Raw genomic sequence first — 16522 nt, forward strand, 5'->3', positions numbered from 1 at the left:
TTCGAGCAGCTTGAGCTCAAGCATCTACTGAGACCGGGCGGTGGTCGAAAGACCGCCGCCCAAACCATATGAGACATGCGGCGCGGTCCCATCCCGCGCTTCACGATTTCAGGATAGAGAAAAATGCCCCGTTCAACCACATCAGGCCCATCCCAGCGCATGCTTCGCGTCGGCGAGCAGGTGCGCCATGCGCTTTCGGAAACCTTGCAGCGTGGCGAGATCCTCGATCCCTTGATCGAGAATGCCGTGGTTTCGGTCTCGGAAGTGCGCATGTCGCCCGATCTGAAGATCGCCACCGCCTTCGTCTCGCCGCTCGGCGCAAGTGATACCGATGCGGTGGTCGAGGCGCTCAACAAGCATGCGAAATTCGTGCGCGGCCGCGTTTCCGGCGCGCTCCGGCAGATGAAGTACATGCCCGAGTTCCGCTTCCGGCTCGACACCAGCTACGACAATTTCCAGAAGATCAACGAATTGCTGCACTCGCCCGAAGTGGCGCGCGACCTCGGCACAGATGCCCAGATTGACGACCAGAATAAAGACAATGACAAGGACGAAAAATAGTGGCGCGTCGCGGCAAGAAGAAGGGCCGGCCGATCTCCGGCTGGCTGGTGCTGGACAAGCCCGTCGGCATGGGTTCGACCGAAGCCGTCTCCAAGATCAAATGGCTGTTCCAGGCCGAAAAGGCCGGCCATGCCGGCACGCTCGACCCGCTCGCTTCCGGCATGCTGCCGATCGCGCTCGGCGAAGCGACCAAGACCGTGCCTTATGTCCAGGATGGCGCCAAGGTCTACCGCTTCACGGTTGCCTGGGGTGAGGAGCGTTCGACCGATGACCTTGAAGGGCCGGTGACGAAAAGCTCCGACCAGCGTCCGGCTGAAGCCGATGTGCTTTTGCTGATGCCGAAATACACCGGCGTCATCATGCAGACGCCGCCACAATTTTCAGCCATCAAGATCGCAGGCGAGCGCGCCTATGACCTTGCCCGCGACGGCGCGACGGTCGACATTCCGGCGCGGGAAGTCGAGATCGGCCGTCTCGACCTGATTGAGCACAGTGCTGATCGCACCATTTTCGAGGTCGAATGCGGCAAGGGCACTTATGTGCGCTCGCTGGCCCGCGACATGGGCCGCGACCTCGGCTGTTTCGGTCACATCGCCGAACTGCGCCGGATCGAGGTCGAGCCGTTCACGCAGGAAGACTTCGTCACCATCGCCGAGCTGGAAGCCGCCCGCTTTGGCGAACGGGGCGAAAGTTCGGATTCAGCGGACACGGTGCCAGTCGACTTCGACGCGATCGACGCGCTTCTGGTCGATACATCAGCCGCGCTCGACTGCCTGCCGCAGATCGCGATCAGTGACGACGCGGCAACAAAAATCCGCCTCGGCAATCCGGTCATCATCCGCGGCCGCGATGCGCCGGTGGAAGCTGAGGAGGCCTGCGCAACGGCGCGCGGCAAGCTGGTCGCCATCGGCGCCATCGAACAAGGCATGTTCAAGCCGAAGCGGGTCTTTGCCGGGTGAGTCCCGTCGTCTAATCTCGATGAGACTTAAACATCCGAGGGGCACATGGCAAAGGCCGAGACGATCAAGAAGCGGGCGCCGGTGACGGCACGGCGGCCGCCGGTTGGCGCATCGCCGGGCACGCTGATCGCCGACCCGGCGGCGCGGCGCAGCGAACTGCGACTGACACTGATGTCGCCCAATAAATTCGAGACGATCGAAGATGCCAGCATCGACGACGTCAAAGCCAATTGCGACACATGGCCGGTCATCTGGCTCGACTGTACCGGTCTCGCCAACATCCCGCTGATCGAGGAGATCGGCCGGATTTTCAGCCTGCATCCGCTGGCGCTGGAAGATGTCGTCAACACCGGCCAGCGGCCGAAGGTGGACTTCTTCGAGGACCATGCCTTTGTCGTCGTCAGGATGATCGACGACGTCACCGCGCATCGCTACGAGCAGATCGCCGTCTTCTTCGGCAAGAACTTCGTCGTCACCTTCCAGGAGCGCGAAGGCGATCCGTTCGATCCCGTGCGCAAGCGCATCGAAAGCTCGATGCCCAACCGGTTGCGCGCACGCGGAGCAGACTATCTCGCCTATGCCCTGATCGACGCCATCGTCGACAGCTATTTCCCGCCGATCGAGGCTGCCGGCGAATTGGTCGACAGCATCGAGGACCAGATGCTGCGCGCGTCGGATAAGCACCAGATGCGGCAGCTTCACGAGTTGCGGCGCGACGCCAATGTGCTGAAGGGGGTGCTTTGGCCGATGCGCGATGCGCTGGCCACGCTGATCCGCAACGACGTGCCCTATGTGAAGGCCGAGACCAAGGTTTTCCTGAACGACACGCTCGACCACTCGCTTCGGCTCATCGAACTGGTCGAAACCCAGCGCGACATGCTGACCGGTCTGATCGAGATGCATCTGTCGCTGAGCCAGGCGCGCACCAGCGATGTCATCAGCTATCTGACGATCGTCTCGGTGATCTTCATCCCGCTAACCTTTCTCGTTGGCGTGTGGGGCATGAACTTCGATCCAGAAAGCTCGCCATGGAACATGCCGGAGTTGAAGGCCCAATACGGCTATCCGGCGGCGCTCGTGTTCATGGCCCTTGTCGCGTTCGGGCTGATTGCCTTCTTCAGATGGAAGAAGTGGCTTTAGCCGAAGGGAAATCTTCGTTTGTGCCGCAAAAAGCCGGCTTGTGAATTGGGCTGGTGTTTTTGCCTGAATTGCACTATATGCGCCGCAGCATCGTGCAATGACACGTTGCTTGTACCGGCCCCTGCTGGACGACATCCCGGCTGAGGGCGTCCCGTTTCCTCAAACAGATAAGGAAAAACACGATGTCGATTACTGCCGAGCGCAAGAAGGAATTGATGGGTGAATTCGCAACCGCCAAGGGCGATACCGGGTCTCCGGAAGTCCAGGTGGCCATCCTTTCCGAGCGCATCAAGAACCTGACCGACCATTTCAAGGACCACAAGAAGGATAACCATTCCCGCCGTGGTCTGCTTGCTCTCGTCTCCCAGCGCCGTAGTCTGCTTGATTATCTCAAGCGCAAGGATGACGCGCGCTATCAGACGCTGATCGAGAAGCTCGGTCTGCGCCGTTGACGAATTGACCGGCGGGTTCTTTCGAGAGCCCGCCGGTCGCGCATTGGAGCATCGGATCAGTCCATTGCTCTATGAAGGAAGTAGAGCGCCGCGCATCGATCTAGACGCGCAAATAGGACGCTCTGAAAGTTTGAATTTGCGCATGATGCTTTCCGCAGGCCGCGGTTTCGGGATCATGCGCAAGGCCAGTCGGATCGATTGGCCAAACCCGGTTTCGAAATAGCACAGGGCCATTCGAAACCGCCCATGGACGGTCATGGGGCAGGATTGCAGGACGCTCGCGCGGCAATCGCGCCGGATTTACCCGAGCTTCCCGTTGTCTTGCCCGTGGCTGCCCGAGAAATGAAGCCAAGGGAAAGGGGCACTCGCGCACGGTGAAACGGCGCGGCCCTTTCCGCATATGAAGGACAAGATATGTTCAATCACCATAAAGTGGAAATCGAATGGGGCGGCCGCCCGCTCATCCTCGAAACCGGCAAGATCGCGCGCCAGGCTGACGGCGCGGTGCTCGCCACCTACGGCGAAACCAAGGTTCTCGCCACCGTCGTTTCGATGAAGGAGCCGAAGCCCGGCCTCGATTTCTTCCCGCTAACCGTCAACTACCAGGAAAAGACCTATGCCGCCGGCAAGATCCCGGGCGGCTATTTCAAGCGCGAAGGCCGTCCGAGCGAGAAGGAAACGCTGGTTTCCCGCCTCATCGATCGTCCGATCCGCCCGCTCTTCGCCGACGGCTACAAGAACGACACGCAGATTGTCGTCACCGTCGTCCAGCATGATCTCGAAAACGACCCCGACATCCTGTCGATCGTCGCCACCTCGGCGGCCTTGACGCTGTCCGGCGTCCCCTTCATGGGCCCGATCGGCGGCGCCCGCGTCGGTTACATCAACGGCGAATATGTGCTCAATCCGCATGTCGACGAGATGCAGGAATCCAAGCTTGACCTGATCGTCGCCGGCACCTCAGACGCCGTGCTGATGGTTGAGTCCGAAGCCAAGGAGCTCGGCGAGGACCTGATGCTCGGCGCCGTCATGTTCGGCCATCGCGGCTTCCAGCCGGTGATCGATGCGATCATCAAGCTGGCCGAGGTTGCCGCCAAGGACCCGCGCGATTTCACCGCGCCGGACTATTCGGCGCTTGAAGCAGAGATGCTGAAGATCGTCGAAGGCGAGCTTCGCGATGCCTACAAGATCACCGACAAGCAGAAGCGCTATGCCGCCGTCGACGCCGTCAAGGCGAAGGTCAAGGCTGCGTTCGCCCCCGCCGAAGGCGAGGAAGCAAAATACACGTCCGAGCAGATCGGCACTGTGTTCAAGGAGCTCCAGGCCAAGGTCGTGCGCTGGAACATCCTCGACACCGGCTCGCGCATCGACGGCCGCGACCTGAAGACGGTCCGCAAGATCGTCTCCGAAGTCGGCGTCCTGCCGCGCACCCACGGCTCGGCACTGTTCACCCGCGGCGAGACCCAGGCGCTGGTTGTTGCCACGCTCGGCACCGGCGAGGACGAGCAGTACGTCGATTCGCTGACCGGCATGTACAAGGAGAAGTTCCTCCTTCACTACAACTTCCCCCCCTATTCGGTCGGTGAAACCGGTCGCATGGGTTCGCCCGGCCGCCGCGAAATCGGCCACGGGAAGCTCGCCTGGCGCGCGATCCGCCCGATGCTGCCGACCGCCGATCAGTTCCCCTACACGCTGCGCGTCGTCTCGGAGATCACCGAGTCCAACGGTTCGTCGTCGATGGCCACCGTCTGTGGCACCTCGCTGGCGCTGATGGATGCCGGCGTGCCGCTGGCCAAGCCGGTTGCCGGCATTGCCATGGGTCTCATCAAGGAAGGCGAGCGCTTCGCGGTGCTCTCCGATATCCTCGGCGACGAGGATCACCTCGGCGATATGGACTTCAAGGTTGCCGGCACCGCCAACGGCATCACCTCGTTGCAAATGGACATCAAGATCGAAGGCATCACCGAGGAGATCATGAAGATCGCGCTGGACCAGGCCAAGGACGGCCGCCAGCACATTCTCGGCGAAATGGGCAATGCGCTGTCCGGCGCGCGTTCCGAGCTCGGTGAGTTCGCGCCGCGCATCGAGGTCATGCATATCCCGACCGACAAGATCCGCGACGTGATCGGCTCGGGCGGCAAGGTCATCCGCGAGATCGTCGAAAAGACCGGCGCCAAGATCAACATCGAGGACGACGGCACGGTCAAGATCGCTTCGTCCAACGCCAAGGAGATCGAGGCGGCGAAGAAGTGGATCCACACCATCGTTGCCGAGCCGGAAGTCGGCGAGATCTACGAAGGCACGGTCGTCAAGACCGCCGACTTCGGCGCTTTCGTCAACTTCTTCGGTCCGCGTGACGGCCTCGTCCACATCTCGCAGCTCGCCAACGATCGCGTCGCCAAGACCTCCGACGTCGTCAAGGAAGGCGACAAGGTCTGGGTCAAGCTGATGGGCTTCGACGAGCGCGGCAAGGTCCGCCTGTCGATGAAGGTCGTCGATCAGGCCACGGGCAAGGAAATCGCCCGCGACAAGAAGGCCGAAGGCGAAGAAGACGCCGCCTGAGCGATCTGACGGTATAATCGAAGCGGGCGCGCCGACAGGTCGCGCCCGTTTTCATTTTCAAGAGATCGAAGAATGTCCGCCGAGCCGCTGAAGACACTGTTCCACCCGTTCGAGGCCGAGGCTGTCGCCATGCCGCGTAAAGGCGAGCGCGTCCTCTTTCTGGGCGCTGAACCGGGTTTCCGCCTGCCCGAAGGCTTCGATGCAACACTGCATCTGGTGCAAGGCTTCCGCCCGCATTTTCGCGCGCTGCAGGGCGCCGGCTTCACGGTCACGCCGCGACCGGAGAGCGAAGGTTTCGATGCGGCATTGGTGCTTGCCGGCCGTCATCACGGGCAAAACGAATTGCGCATCGCTGAGGCGATTGAGCGTGTGAGGCCGGGCGGACTGATCGCCGTCGCCGGCGGCAAGGACGATGGCATTGCGAGCCTGCGCAAGCGCATCGGCGAGCTTGTGACGCTCGACGGCCATATGCCGAAACATCACGGCATCGCCTTCTGGTTCCATCGACCGGCCGATGCCGCGGCCGCGGCCGCGCTTCGCGTCGCCAATCCAACGCTTCTGGTCGAGAGCCGTTTCCGCACCGCACCAGGCATGTTCTCTTTTGATAAGATCGATGCAGGTTCGAGATTGCTGGTGGACAATTTGCCCGGCGACCTGCGTGGCAACATTGCCGATTTCTGCGCCGGCTGGGGCTATGTGGCGGCCGAGGTCGCCGCCCGCTCACCCGGCATCTCGGCGCTCGATCTCTACGAGGCCGAGTTCGAGGCGCTGGAGGCGGCGAAACGCAATATCGGCAATACAGCGGCGGAACCCAATTTCTTCTGGATCGATCTTTTGAGCGAGCCGATCGAGCGCCGTTATGACGCCATCGTCATGAACCCGCCCTTCCATCGCAGCCGCGCGACCGAGCCGGAGATCGGTGCCGGCATGATCCGCGCCGCGGCGAAGGCGCTGAAGCCAGGTGGGCGGCTGTTCATGGTGGCGAACCGTCAGCTTCCCTACGAGCCGGTGCTGGCGGCCGCCTTCTCCAGCCACGCCGAGATCGCCCGCGACGGGATGTTCAAGGTTTTGGCGGCGCGCCGCTGAGCGGAGTTCACCGGACCAAGGCATTTTCTATGGGCCGAATTATTCCCGGCCGGTGTCGGCCTGCTTCAACTCGTCGAGCGCCGGCATCGAGACGATGTGGTAGCCGGAATCGACATAGTGGATTTCGCCGGTGACGCCGGACGACAGGTCGGACAGGAGGTAGAGCGCGGAGCCACCGACTTCGTCGATGGTCACTGTACGGCGCAGCGGCGAGTTGCGCTGCTGGTAGGAAAACATATGGCGTGCGTCGGAAATCCCGGCGCCGGCCAGTGTCCGCACCGGTCCCGCCGATATGCCGTTCACCCTGATGCCGCGCGGTCCGTAGTCGTTGGCGAGATAGCGGACGCTGGCTTCCAGCCCGGCCTTGGCCACGCCCATGACGTTATAGTTCGGCATGACACGGACAGAACCGGCATAGGTCAGCGTGATCATCGAGCCACTGTCCTTCATCAGCGCGGCGGCGTGACGGGCGACCTCTGTGAAGGAGTAGCAGGAGATGACCATGGTGCGGACGAAATTGTCGCGGCTGGTGTCGGCGTAAAGGCCCTTCAGCTCGTTCTTGTCGGAAAAGCCAATGGCATGGACGACGAAGTCCAGCCCGCCCCAGGCCTTGCCCAAGGTCTCGAAGGTGGCGGCAACCGATGCGCTGTCCTCGACATCGCAAGGCACGACCAGCGAGGCGCCGAGCTTGTCGGCGAGCGGCTTGACCCGGCGCCCGAAGGCCTCGCCTTGATAGGTGAAGGCGAGTTCCGCCCCATGTTCGGAGAGTTTCCGGGCGATGCCCCAGGCGATCGAGTGATCGTTGGCGACACCCATGACAAGCCCGCGCTTGCCCTTCATCAATCCGTCCATGGTCGGCAAATCCTTATGCGGAATAGCGCTGGAAAATCAGCGTTGCGTTGGTGCCGCCGAAACCAAACGAATTGGACAAAACAGTGTCGATCCTGGCGTCGTCGATGCGTGTGCGCACGATCGGCATGCCTTCGAATTCCGGATCGAGTTGCTCGATATGAGCGCTCTCGCCGATGAAGCCGCCTTGCATCATCAGGATAGAGTAGATCGATTCCTGCACGCCGGCCGCACCCAGCGAATGGCCAGTCAGCGATTTGGTCGAGGTGATGAAAGGCATCTTCTCGCCGAACACTTCGCGGATCGCGCCCATTTCCCTGGAATCGCCGACCGGCGTCGAAGTGCCGTGCGTGTTGATGTAGTCGACTGGCGAAGAGGTGGTCGCCAGCGCCTGCCGCATGCAGCGCACCGCACCTTCGCCCGATGGCGCCACCATGTCGTAGCCGTCTGAGGTCGCGCCATAGCCGACGATCTCGGCGTAGATCTTGGCGCCGCGTGCCTTGGCGTGCTCGAGCTCTTCCAGGACCAGCACGCCGGCACCGCCGGCAATGACGAAGCCGTCGCGATCGACGTCATAGGCGCGCGAGGCGGCCGACGCCCTGTCGTTGAACTTGGACGACATGGCGCCCATCGCGTCGAACAGGTCCGACATCGTCCAATCGAGATCCTCATGGCCGCCGGCGAAGACCATGTCCTGCTTGCCCCACTGAATCAGTTCGTAGCCATTGCCGATGCAATGCGCCGAGGTCGAGCAGGCCGACGAGATCGAATAGTTGACGCCATGGATCTTGAACCAGGTGGCGAGCGTCGCTGAAGCGGTCGACGACATCGCCTTCGGCACGGCGAACGGGCCGATGCGCTTGGGGCTGCCATTCTTGAGCGTGGTTTCGGCCGCTTCGACGATGGCTCGGGTCGACGGTCCGCCCGATCCCATGACGATGCCGGTGCGCTCATTGGTGATGTCGTTCTCACCAAGTCCAGCGTCCACAATAGCCTGGTCCATGGCGACATGGTTCCAGGCCGCACCTTGCGACAGGAAGCGCATAGCGCGACGATCGATCAGGGCGGAGGGGTCGAGCGTCGGCGCTCCCCAGACCTGACAGCGGAAGCCGTGTTCGGCGAAGGAATCAGAGAAGCTGATGCCGGACTTGGCATCGTGGAGCGAGGCCTGCACCTCGTTGGCATTGTTGCCGATCGACGACACGATGCCGAGGCCTGTCACTACCACCCGTCTCATTCGCAACTCCTTCCAGCGCTTGAACCCGAAACCTGTTGGACACGGATCATGCGCAAATTAAAGTTCTACAGCTTCGTTTGCGCGTCCCAGGGACGCGCGGCGCTGTGGGGGCGCCGGTCAGGCGGCGGCCGATTGCTTGGACAGACCCACCTTGAGGTCCGTTGCTGCGTATATGGGTTCGCCATCCGCCTTCAGCCAGCCATCGGCGATACCAAGCACCAGCCGGCCGCGCATCACGCGCTTGAAGTCCACGCCATACTCCACCTTCTTGACCGACGGTGTCACCATGCCCTTGAACTTCACCTCGCCGGTCGAGAGCGCCATTCCTTTGCCCGGCTCGCCGAGCCAGCCGAGGTAGAATCCCGTCAATTGCCACATGGCGTCGAGGCCCAGGCACCCCGGCATGATTGGATTGCCGATGAAGTGGCAGGCGAAAAACCACAGGTCCGGCTTAATGTCGAACTCTGCGCGGATGAAGCCCTTGTCGAAGGCACCGCCCGTCTCGCTGATTTCGGTGATGCGGTCGAACATCAGCATCGGCGGATAGGGGAGTTGGGCGTTTCCAGGTCCGAACAGCTCGCCGCGGGCGCAGGCAAGCAGTTCTTCGTAATCGTAGCTGGATTTCGAAACCGCCATCAATCTCTTCCCCGTAATCGTCCCGGGCGGTAGAGCGCCCTTGTCGTTGGTTTCCTAACACAATCTATTTCAGGCCGGAAACCGGCGTTTGCGCTTAACCTGCCCGTCTGCCTGGGTCAATGCGCGCTATTGATCGTATTCGGCCGACAGAATATATGTCGGGAGGTGTTCAGTTTCGGGCGATGTTCGTTTTTTGCCATTCTGGGCATATCTTGGGGCGAAACTATGAGCTTGGACGGATAGATGGATCTGGGCTGCCGGAAGGAAAATGTCGCTGTGGACAAGCGGGTTCGCGAAGCTGGGCTGAGGCCGACGCGTCAGCGCATTGCGCTGGCCGATCTGCTTTTCGCCAAGGGCGACCGCCATCTGTCGGCCGAGGAACTGCACGAGGAGGCGATCGCCGCCGGCGTGCCGGTGTCGCTCGCCACCGTCTACAACGCCCTTCATCAATTCACCCAGGCGGGCCTTCTGCGCATCCTGGCCGTCGAGGGGTCAAAGACCTACTTCGACACCAACACCTCCGATCACCATCATTTCTACATTGAAGGCGAAAACAGGATCTTCGATATCGCCAGCGGTCCTGTCACGGTTTCCAACCTGCCGGAGCCGCCGGAAGGCATGGAGATCGCCAATGTCGACATCGTGGTAAGGCTGCGTCCCAAACGCTGCGATTGATCGGCGCGTCATTGGGTCGCGAGATACCCGGCTCGGCCGCTAGACCATGATCCCGAACCGACAAGAAGAGGTCAGTTTTTGACCCGTTCGCCCGGATAGGCGCCCCAGACAAGCGACTGGGCGAGCCAGCCGGTGTGGCCGTCGAAGGTCATTTCGCACCACTGGCCGTCACAGGACCTGATCGTGCCCATGGCGCCCGGCTCGATGATCGCGATGATGCTGGCATCCTTTTCCGGGTCGTTGAGAAGGTTGATTCGAGCATCCTTGCCGCGCTGCCAGGGTGCCACGATCGCCGTGCGGCGCCCTGAAAGCAGAGACTGGTTGATCCAGCCTTCAGAGCCGTCGGCATCGCGCACCCGACGCCAGGTGTCGAATTCCTGGATGATTTCCATCGGCAGGCCAGGCTTCATGTACATCCAGTCGACGGAATAGTTGACGCCTGGTCCGACGCGGGAGTTGACGCGGCCCGCTTTCAGGCTGACGAAACGCGGCAGCGGCAGGCCGCTCGGCCCGAGCGTTGCGCTCTGGGCCGGTGCTGCCGCACTCTGTGCCGCCGCAAGCGGGGAATAAAGGATAGCGCCGATAAATGCTGCGCTGAGGGTCAGGCGGAGCGACGCAAAACCAGACACTTTCGTTCCTTTCAGCGCCGGCTCATCGGCCTTGGCGCCCCTTTTTCTTTGTCTTCGGCGGAACCTCTTGTTACATGGAGAACTGGCACCGCGACCGGCCTCCAGTTTCGCCTGTCTTGGTTAAAGAGGTCTCAACGAGGGTTGGGTTTGAGGAAACAATGGCAGGCAGAAAAAGGCCCCTCGTCGTCATCACGCGCAAGCTGCCCGATCCGGTCGAGACCCGCATGCGTGAGCTGTTCGACGCCCGACTGAATGTCGAAGACAGGCCAATGACGCAGCCGGAACTGGTCGCGGCGGTCAAGGAAGCCGACGTGCTGGTGCCGACCATAACCGATCATATCGACGCAGCGCTAATCGCTCAGGCTGGCGACAACCTCAAGCTGATCGCCAATTTCGGCAACGGCGTCGACAAGATCGACGTGGCGGCAGCAGCGAAGAAGGGCATTACCGTCACCAACACGCCGAACGTGCTGACCGAAGATACGGCCGACATGACCATGGCGCTAATGCTGGCGGTGCCTCGGCGGCTGGCGGAAGGCGCCAATGTGCTGACCGGCGACAAGAAGTGGGCGGGCTGGTCGCCAACCTGGATGCTCGGCCGGCGGATCTGGGGCAAACGCCTCGGCATTGTCGGCATGGGCCGCATCGGCACCGCTGTCGCCCGGCGGGCCAAGGCTTTTGGGCTGTCGATCCACTACCACAACCGCCATCGCGTGCTGCCGGCGGTCGAGGATGAGCTGGAGGCAACCTACTGGGAAAGCCTCGACCAGATGCTTGCCCGCATGGACATCATCTCGGTCAACTGTCCGTCGACGCCGGCAACCTTCCATCTGCTCTCGGCGCGGCGGCTGGCGCTTCTGCAACCGTCCGCTTACATCGTCAACACGGCGCGCGGCGATATCATCGACGAGGACTCTCTGGTCAAGCTGATCCAGGACGGCAAGATCGCCGGCGCCGGCCTCGACGTCTACGAGCATGAGCCGGCGCTGAACAGCAAATTGCTGAAGCTCGCCGCCAAGGGCAAGGTCGTGCTGTTGCCGCATATGGGATCGGCGACGCTCGAAGGCCGCATCGATATGGGCGAGAAGGTGATCATCAACATCCGCGCCTTCTTCGATGGCCATCGCCCGCCTGACCGCGTACTGCCGCTGCGGACGTGACCGGGCGCCGTCCAATTCTTCAGCAAAGACTTTACGGTCCCCGATAGGGGATCAGGGACCCCGCCTTGAGGCGGCTGGGATGGCTCGGCATGAGCAACCATCTCACGCAAAAGTTTGCGGCACCGGTTGCACGCGGTGCAGTCGCGCGGGAAACAAGGTTCCCAGATGCTGCCCCCGGAGCAGCTCCCATGTGGCTTTAGAAAATCATTCTACTCCCGATCGGTCTCGTCGATTGTCGATCCTTGACAATAGGTGACAGTAGCATCAAGCAAAGGGCTTCCATCGCAAGAGTGTAAAAAGCTGATGCCTGAACGCCGCAACGACCCCGGCCCCGAGATCGAGGGACTTATCCGCGCCATCGAGGCTCGCCTCATTGAACTACGTCGCGACATCCATGCCCATCCAGAAACCGGCTTCGACACGGTCCGCACGGCCGGCCTGGTCGCCGCCGAGCTTGGCGCGCTCGGAATCGAGGCGCGCACCGGCGTCGGCCGCACCGGCGTCGTGGCCGAGATATCCGGAGCCTTTCCCGGTCCCTGCCTGATCCTGCGGACCGATATGGATGCCTTGCCGATCGGGGAGCAGACCGGTCTGCCTTATGCTTCGACCATTCCAGGCAGGATGCATGCCTGCGGGCACGATCTTCACACCGCCTCGCTTCTCGGCGCCGCGCATGCGCTCGTCTCGCTGGCGCCGCGTCTGCGCGGCTCGGTCCGGCTGATTTTTCAGCCCGCCGAGGAGACGCAGGAGAGCGGCGCGGCGGCCATGGTGGCGGACGGTGCCGCCAAAGGTGCTGACATGGCCATCGCCTTCCACAACCGTCCGGAACTGCCGGCGGGGCAGGTTCTGTTGAACCGCGGTGCAAGCACCGCATCGAGCGACGAGTTCAAGGTGGTGGTGCGCGGCAAGTCGGGCCATGCCGCGCGGCCCCATGCCGCCATCGACCCGATCGTCGCCAGCGCCCACATCATCACCCAACTCCAGACCGTGATATCGCGCGAGATGGACCCCGCGCAGTCCGCCGTCCTGACCATCGGCCATATCGAGGGCGGCGCGACCCAGAACATCATTCCCGACAGCTGCATGTTCGAGGGCACGGTGCGTTGCCGCTCGCCGCGATCGCGCGATCTCGCCGAGGCCGCGTTCCGGCGCATCTGCGAAGGCACGGCGCAGGCGCTCAATGCCGCCGTCGAGATCGACTATGCGCGCGGCGCGCCGCCCCTGATGAACGACGATGCGCTGGTCGATCGTGCGGTTTCCGTGCTCGGCCATCAGTTCGGCGCGACGCCTCAGGTCGAGCCGGGAACGAGCTTCGGAGCCGAGGACTTTTCCTATTTCTCCGAACTCATGCCTTCGGTCCAGATATTCATCGGTTCGGGCCAGCCCGGCCGTGACGACCGCGTCCACAACTCCGACTATCAGCCCGATGAAGCCTGCATCGGGCAAAGCGCCATCGCGCTCACGCGCATGGCGGTCGATCTTCTTTCCTGACCCCTCAACCCTCCTCCCAAGGATGATCCAAGCATGAAAATCACCCGCAGCACCTTCCTGCGCATGGGCCTTGCCGCCATTGCCGGGCTCGCCGTTGCCCCCGCCACAGCTCTTGCCCAGGGACGTAAAAAATATGTTTTCGCCACCGAAGGAGCCTTCCCGCCCTTCAATATGACCCGACCGAATGGCGAGCTCTACGGCTTCGAGCTGGACATGCTGGCCGAGATCGCCAAGCGCGCCGACTTCGACTATGAGGTGATCTCGCAGGCCTGGGACGGCATGATCCAGGGCCTCATCGACGGCAAGTACAATGCGGTGGTTGACTCGGTCTCCGTCACCGAGAAACGCCTCGAAGTGGTCGATTTCTCGCTCCCCTACACCACCGGCGGCTCGACCTTCGTCGTGCTGAAGGAAAGCGGCGTCGAACTGTCGGGCACGGGCGCTTTCGTCGACCTCGACGATACGAAGGCCACCGATGCCGCCATCGCGGCGATCGCCGGGGTGCTGGACGGCAAGACCGTGGGCGTCCACGTCTCGACCATCCAGGCAGACTTCCTGAACAAGTATCTGGCCGACAAGGGCGTGACGATCCGCACCTATCAGACCGGCCCGGAAGTCTATCAGGATCTGCTGAACGGGCGGCTCGACGCCGGGATCGCCTCGGTCACCAACATCTCGGCTTTCCTCGAGAAGAACACAGAAACCGCCAAGGCCACCGGCCCGTCCTTCACGGGCGGCGTCATGGGGCGCGGCTCGGCCTTCGTCGTCCAGAAGGGCGACGCCGAGCTGGCCGGGCTTCTCAGCAAAGCGCTGAAGTCGATGTCGGACGACGGCACGCTCGTCGAGCTGTCGAAAAAATGGTTCGGCATGGTCGTGACGCCCGCGCTCTGAGGCCAGGGTGCAGGCCGATCTGACACTTCTCGGCTTCGGGCCCGACGGATGGGGGCTGGCGCTCGCGCGCGCCGGCCTCATGACGCTCTATGTCTCCGTCGCGGCATTCCTGAGCGGGTTGGCCTTCGGCACGCTCATCGCCTGGGCCCGGGTGGCGGGCAACTGGCCGCTGCGCAAGCTGGCCGAGGCCTACGCCACGGTCTTCCGGGGCGTGCCCGATATCCTGGTGATCTACCTGTTCTATTTCGGCGGCCGGCAGGTCGTCACGGCCATTGGCACGGCGCTCGGACTGTCGGGGCCGTTCGACATCAGCGGCTTTTTGGCCGGAGTGCTGGCGATCGGGCTGATCTCGGCCGCCAACCAGTCCGAGGTGCTGCGCGGCGCCTATCAGGCCGTGCCCCGGGGCACGATCGAGGCGGGGCGCGTGGTCGGCATGACGCGGCTGATCCTGTTTCGGCGGGTCATCGCGCCGCAGGCGCTGGTCACCGCAATTCCCGGCATGGGCAACCAGTGGCAGTCGGTCATCAAGGAATCCGCCCTCGTCTCGGTGACGGGGTTGGTCGAGACCATGCGCCAGGTCGCGGTCGCAGCGGGCACCACGCAAGAGCATTTCCTGTTCTACGCCGCCGGTGCGATCATCTATCTCATCATCACCACGCTGTCGGATCATGTCTTCCGCCTCGCCGAAAGACGCAGCCTGCGCGGCCACGAGCAAGGCGGGCTCTGAGATGGATTTCGCCTTTCTCTCGGACATGCTCACGCAGCTCCTCAAGGGGTTGCCGCTGACGCTCAACCTCGGCGTCCTGGCGCTTGTGGGCGGGTTCTGCCTTTCGCTGATCCTCAACCTCATGCGCACGACGAGGGTCGGCAACGCACTGGCCTCGGCCTATGTCTTCGTCTTCCGCGGCACGCCGCTGCTCATCCAGATGTTCATGATCTACTACGGGCTGGCGGGCTTCGGCTTCATCCGCCACGGCTTCCTCTGGCCCTTCCTGCGCGAGCCCTATTGGTGCGGGCTGCTGGCGCTGATCCTGAACGATGCCGCCTATACGTCCGAGATTCTGCGCGGGGGGTTGCGCGCCGTGCCAAGGGGCGCGGTCGAAGCAGGGCGCGTCTCGGGCATGACGCGGCTGACGGTCATGCGCCGCATCACGCTGCCCATAGCCGTCCGTCAGGCGCTGCCCGCCTATTCCAACGAGGTGATCTCGATCCTCAAATCCACGGCGCTGGTCTCGACCATCACGCTGATGGAAGTCACCGGCATAGCCCGCGCCGCCGCCTCGGAAACCTGGCGGGCGGTCGAGATATTCCTCTGCGCGGCGGCGATCTATCTCGCCCTGTCGCTTCTGGTTACGCGGCTCTCGGCCTGGGCCGAGCGGCGCCTTTCGCCCTGGCAATTCGGAGAGACGCCATGAGCCTCCCATCGACCGCGCTTTCCATCGCCGGCCTGCGCAAGAGCTTCGGCAGCAACGAGGTGCTGCGCGGCATCGACCTTGTCGCCAAGGACGGCGACGTGATCTCGTTGATAGGCGCGAGCGGCTCTGGCAAGAGCACGCTGCTGCGCTGCATCCCCATGCTGGAGATCCCCGACGTCGGAACGGTGTCGGTGGGCGAGGACAGCCTCTCCCCGACGGGCGGACGTCTGTCGCGCGCCCAACTGGCCGTGGCGCGGCAGATGCGCGGACATCTCGGCTTCGTCTTCCAGAACTTCAATCTGTGGCCGCACCGCACCGTGCTGCAGAACGTCATCGAGGCGCCACTGTTCGTCCAGAGCCGTCCCCGCGCCGAGGCAGTGGAGGAGGCCACGGCGCTCCTGGAAAAGGTAGGCCTCGCCGAAAAGCGCGATGCGTGGCCCGCGCATCTTTCGGGCGGGCAGCAGCAGCGGGTCGCGATCGCGCGCGCTCTTGCCCAGCGGCCTCGCGCCATCCTGTTCGACGAGCCCACCTCGGCGCTCGACCCGGAACTGGTGGGCGAGGTCCTGAAGGTGATCCGCGCCCTTGCCGCGGAAGGGCGCACCATGCTGATCGTCACCCACGAGATGGGCTTTGCGCGCGAGGTCTCCTCGCAGGTAGTCTTCCTGCATCAGGGCCTGATAGAAGAGGCCGGCACACCGGGGCAGGTCTTTGGCAATCCTGCATCGGAGCGCTGCCGCGCCTTTCTCAGCGGCCATTTCGACCGCAATCGCTAGGGACCC

17 protein-coding genes are annotated in these 16522 nt (G+C 63.0%); 13 read left to right on the forward strand and 4 right to left on the reverse strand.

The window, feature by feature from the left end; translation table 11 throughout:
• Positions 1-123: 123 nt before the first annotated feature.
• The 6 genes from rbfA (at position 124) to EOC93_RS00100 (ending at position 6760) form a co-directional block, all read left to right on the forward strand.
• A complete protein-coding gene (gene rbfA, locus EOC93_RS00075; RefSeq protein ID WP_095487869.1) occupies positions 124-561 on the forward strand; it encodes a 30S ribosome-binding factor RbfA in 438 nt (145 codons plus the stop codon).
• Positions 561-1520 (forward strand): tRNA pseudouridine(55) synthase TruB, encoded by a 960-nt coding sequence (gene truB, locus EOC93_RS00080; RefSeq protein ID WP_126103751.1) that lies wholly within the window; start codon positions 561-563, stop codon positions 1518-1520. The genes rbfA and truB overlap by 1 nt, the downstream gene beginning before the upstream one ends.
• A gap of 45 nt (positions 1521-1565) precedes the next feature.
• Complete coding sequence (gene corA / locus EOC93_RS00085) at positions 1566-2660, forward strand: magnesium/cobalt transporter CorA (protein ID WP_095487873.1); 1095 nt, start codon at positions 1566-1568, stop codon at positions 2658-2660.
• A gap of 140 nt (positions 2661-2800) precedes the next feature.
• On the forward strand, positions 2801-3112 hold the full coding sequence (rpsO, locus tag EOC93_RS00090) for a 30S ribosomal protein S15 (RefSeq protein ID WP_280953385.1): 312 nt from the start codon (positions 2801-2803) through the stop codon (positions 3110-3112).
• A gap of 414 nt (positions 3113-3526) precedes the next feature.
• A complete protein-coding gene (gene pnp, locus EOC93_RS00095) occupies positions 3527-5674 on the forward strand; it encodes a polyribonucleotide nucleotidyltransferase (protein WP_127203538.1) in 2148 nt (715 codons plus the stop codon).
• 72 nt (positions 5675-5746) lie between these two features.
• Positions 5747-6760, forward strand: a complete 1014-nt coding sequence (locus EOC93_RS00100; RefSeq protein ID WP_127203539.1) for a class I SAM-dependent methyltransferase — start codon at positions 5747-5749, stop codon at positions 6758-6760.
• Between the two features lie 39 nt (positions 6761-6799).
• On the opposite strand, the gene fabI is transcribed toward EOC93_RS00100, so the two are convergent.
• The 3 genes from fabI to fabA all read right to left on the reverse strand — a co-directional run bounded on the left by fabI (position 6800) and on the right by fabA (position 9482).
• Positions 6800-7612 carry an enoyl-ACP reductase FabI gene (gene fabI, locus EOC93_RS00105; protein WP_095487879.1) on the reverse strand — a complete coding sequence of 271 codons (813 nt, stop codon included), beginning with the start codon at positions 7610-7612 and terminating at the stop codon, positions 6800-6802.
• Positions 7613-7625: 13 nt separating this feature from the next.
• A complete protein-coding gene (fabB, locus tag EOC93_RS00110; protein WP_095487881.1) occupies positions 7626-8846 on the reverse strand; it encodes a beta-ketoacyl-ACP synthase I in 1221 nt (406 codons plus the stop codon).
• Positions 8847-8963: 117 nt separating this feature from the next.
• Complete coding sequence (fabA, locus tag EOC93_RS00115; RefSeq protein ID WP_023802127.1) at positions 8964-9482, reverse strand: 3-hydroxyacyl-[acyl-carrier-protein] dehydratase FabA; 519 nt, start codon at positions 9480-9482, stop codon at positions 8964-8966.
• A gap of 243 nt (positions 9483-9725) precedes the next feature.
• Between fabA and irrA the strand changes: the two genes are divergently transcribed.
• Positions 9726-10157, forward strand: coding sequence for an iron response transcriptional regulator IrrA (gene irrA, locus EOC93_RS00120; protein WP_006337949.1), 432 nt, complete (start codon positions 9726-9728; stop codon positions 10155-10157).
• 71 nt (positions 10158-10228) lie between these two features.
• Here the strand turns inward: irrA and EOC93_RS00125 are convergent, their stop codons facing one another.
• Positions 10229-10786 (reverse strand): SH3 domain-containing protein, encoded by a 558-nt coding sequence (locus EOC93_RS00125; protein ID WP_095487883.1) that lies wholly within the window; start codon positions 10784-10786, stop codon positions 10229-10231.
• Positions 10787-10944: 158 nt separating this feature from the next.
• Between EOC93_RS00125 and EOC93_RS00130 the strand changes: the two genes are divergently transcribed.
• The 6 genes from EOC93_RS00130 (at position 10945) to EOC93_RS00155 (ending at position 16516) form a co-directional block, all read left to right on the forward strand.
• Complete coding sequence (locus tag EOC93_RS00130; RefSeq protein WP_095487885.1) at positions 10945-11946, forward strand: D-glycerate dehydrogenase; 1002 nt, start codon at positions 10945-10947, stop codon at positions 11944-11946.
• Positions 11947-12249: 303 nt separating this feature from the next.
• Positions 12250-13437: a M20 family metallopeptidase gene (locus EOC93_RS00135; RefSeq protein ID WP_127203540.1), complete on the forward strand. Its 1188-nt coding sequence runs from the start codon at positions 12250-12252 to the stop codon at positions 13435-13437.
• Between the two features lie 33 nt (positions 13438-13470).
• Complete coding sequence (locus tag EOC93_RS00140) at positions 13471-14328, forward strand: transporter substrate-binding domain-containing protein (RefSeq protein ID WP_127203541.1); 858 nt, start codon at positions 13471-13473, stop codon at positions 14326-14328.
• 7 nt (positions 14329-14335) lie between these two features.
• Complete coding sequence (locus EOC93_RS00145; protein WP_245461338.1) at positions 14336-15055, forward strand: ABC transporter permease subunit; 720 nt, start codon at positions 14336-14338, stop codon at positions 15053-15055.
• A gap of 1 nt (position 15056) precedes the next feature.
• Positions 15057-15743: an ABC transporter permease subunit gene (locus EOC93_RS00150; protein ID WP_127203542.1), complete on the forward strand. Its 687-nt coding sequence runs from the start codon at positions 15057-15059 to the stop codon at positions 15741-15743.
• Positions 15740-16516, forward strand: coding sequence for an ATP-binding cassette domain-containing protein (locus EOC93_RS00155; RefSeq protein WP_126103743.1), 777 nt, complete (start codon positions 15740-15742; stop codon positions 16514-16516). Before EOC93_RS00150 ends, EOC93_RS00155 begins: the two co-directional genes overlap by 4 nt.
• Positions 16517-16522: the final 6 nt, after the last annotated feature.

This window comes from Mesorhizobium sp. M6A.T.Ce.TU.002.03.1.1 (assembly GCF_003997275.1).
GTDB classification, from domain to species: Bacteria; Pseudomonadota; Alphaproteobacteria; order Rhizobiales; family Rhizobiaceae; genus Mesorhizobium; species Mesorhizobium mediterraneum.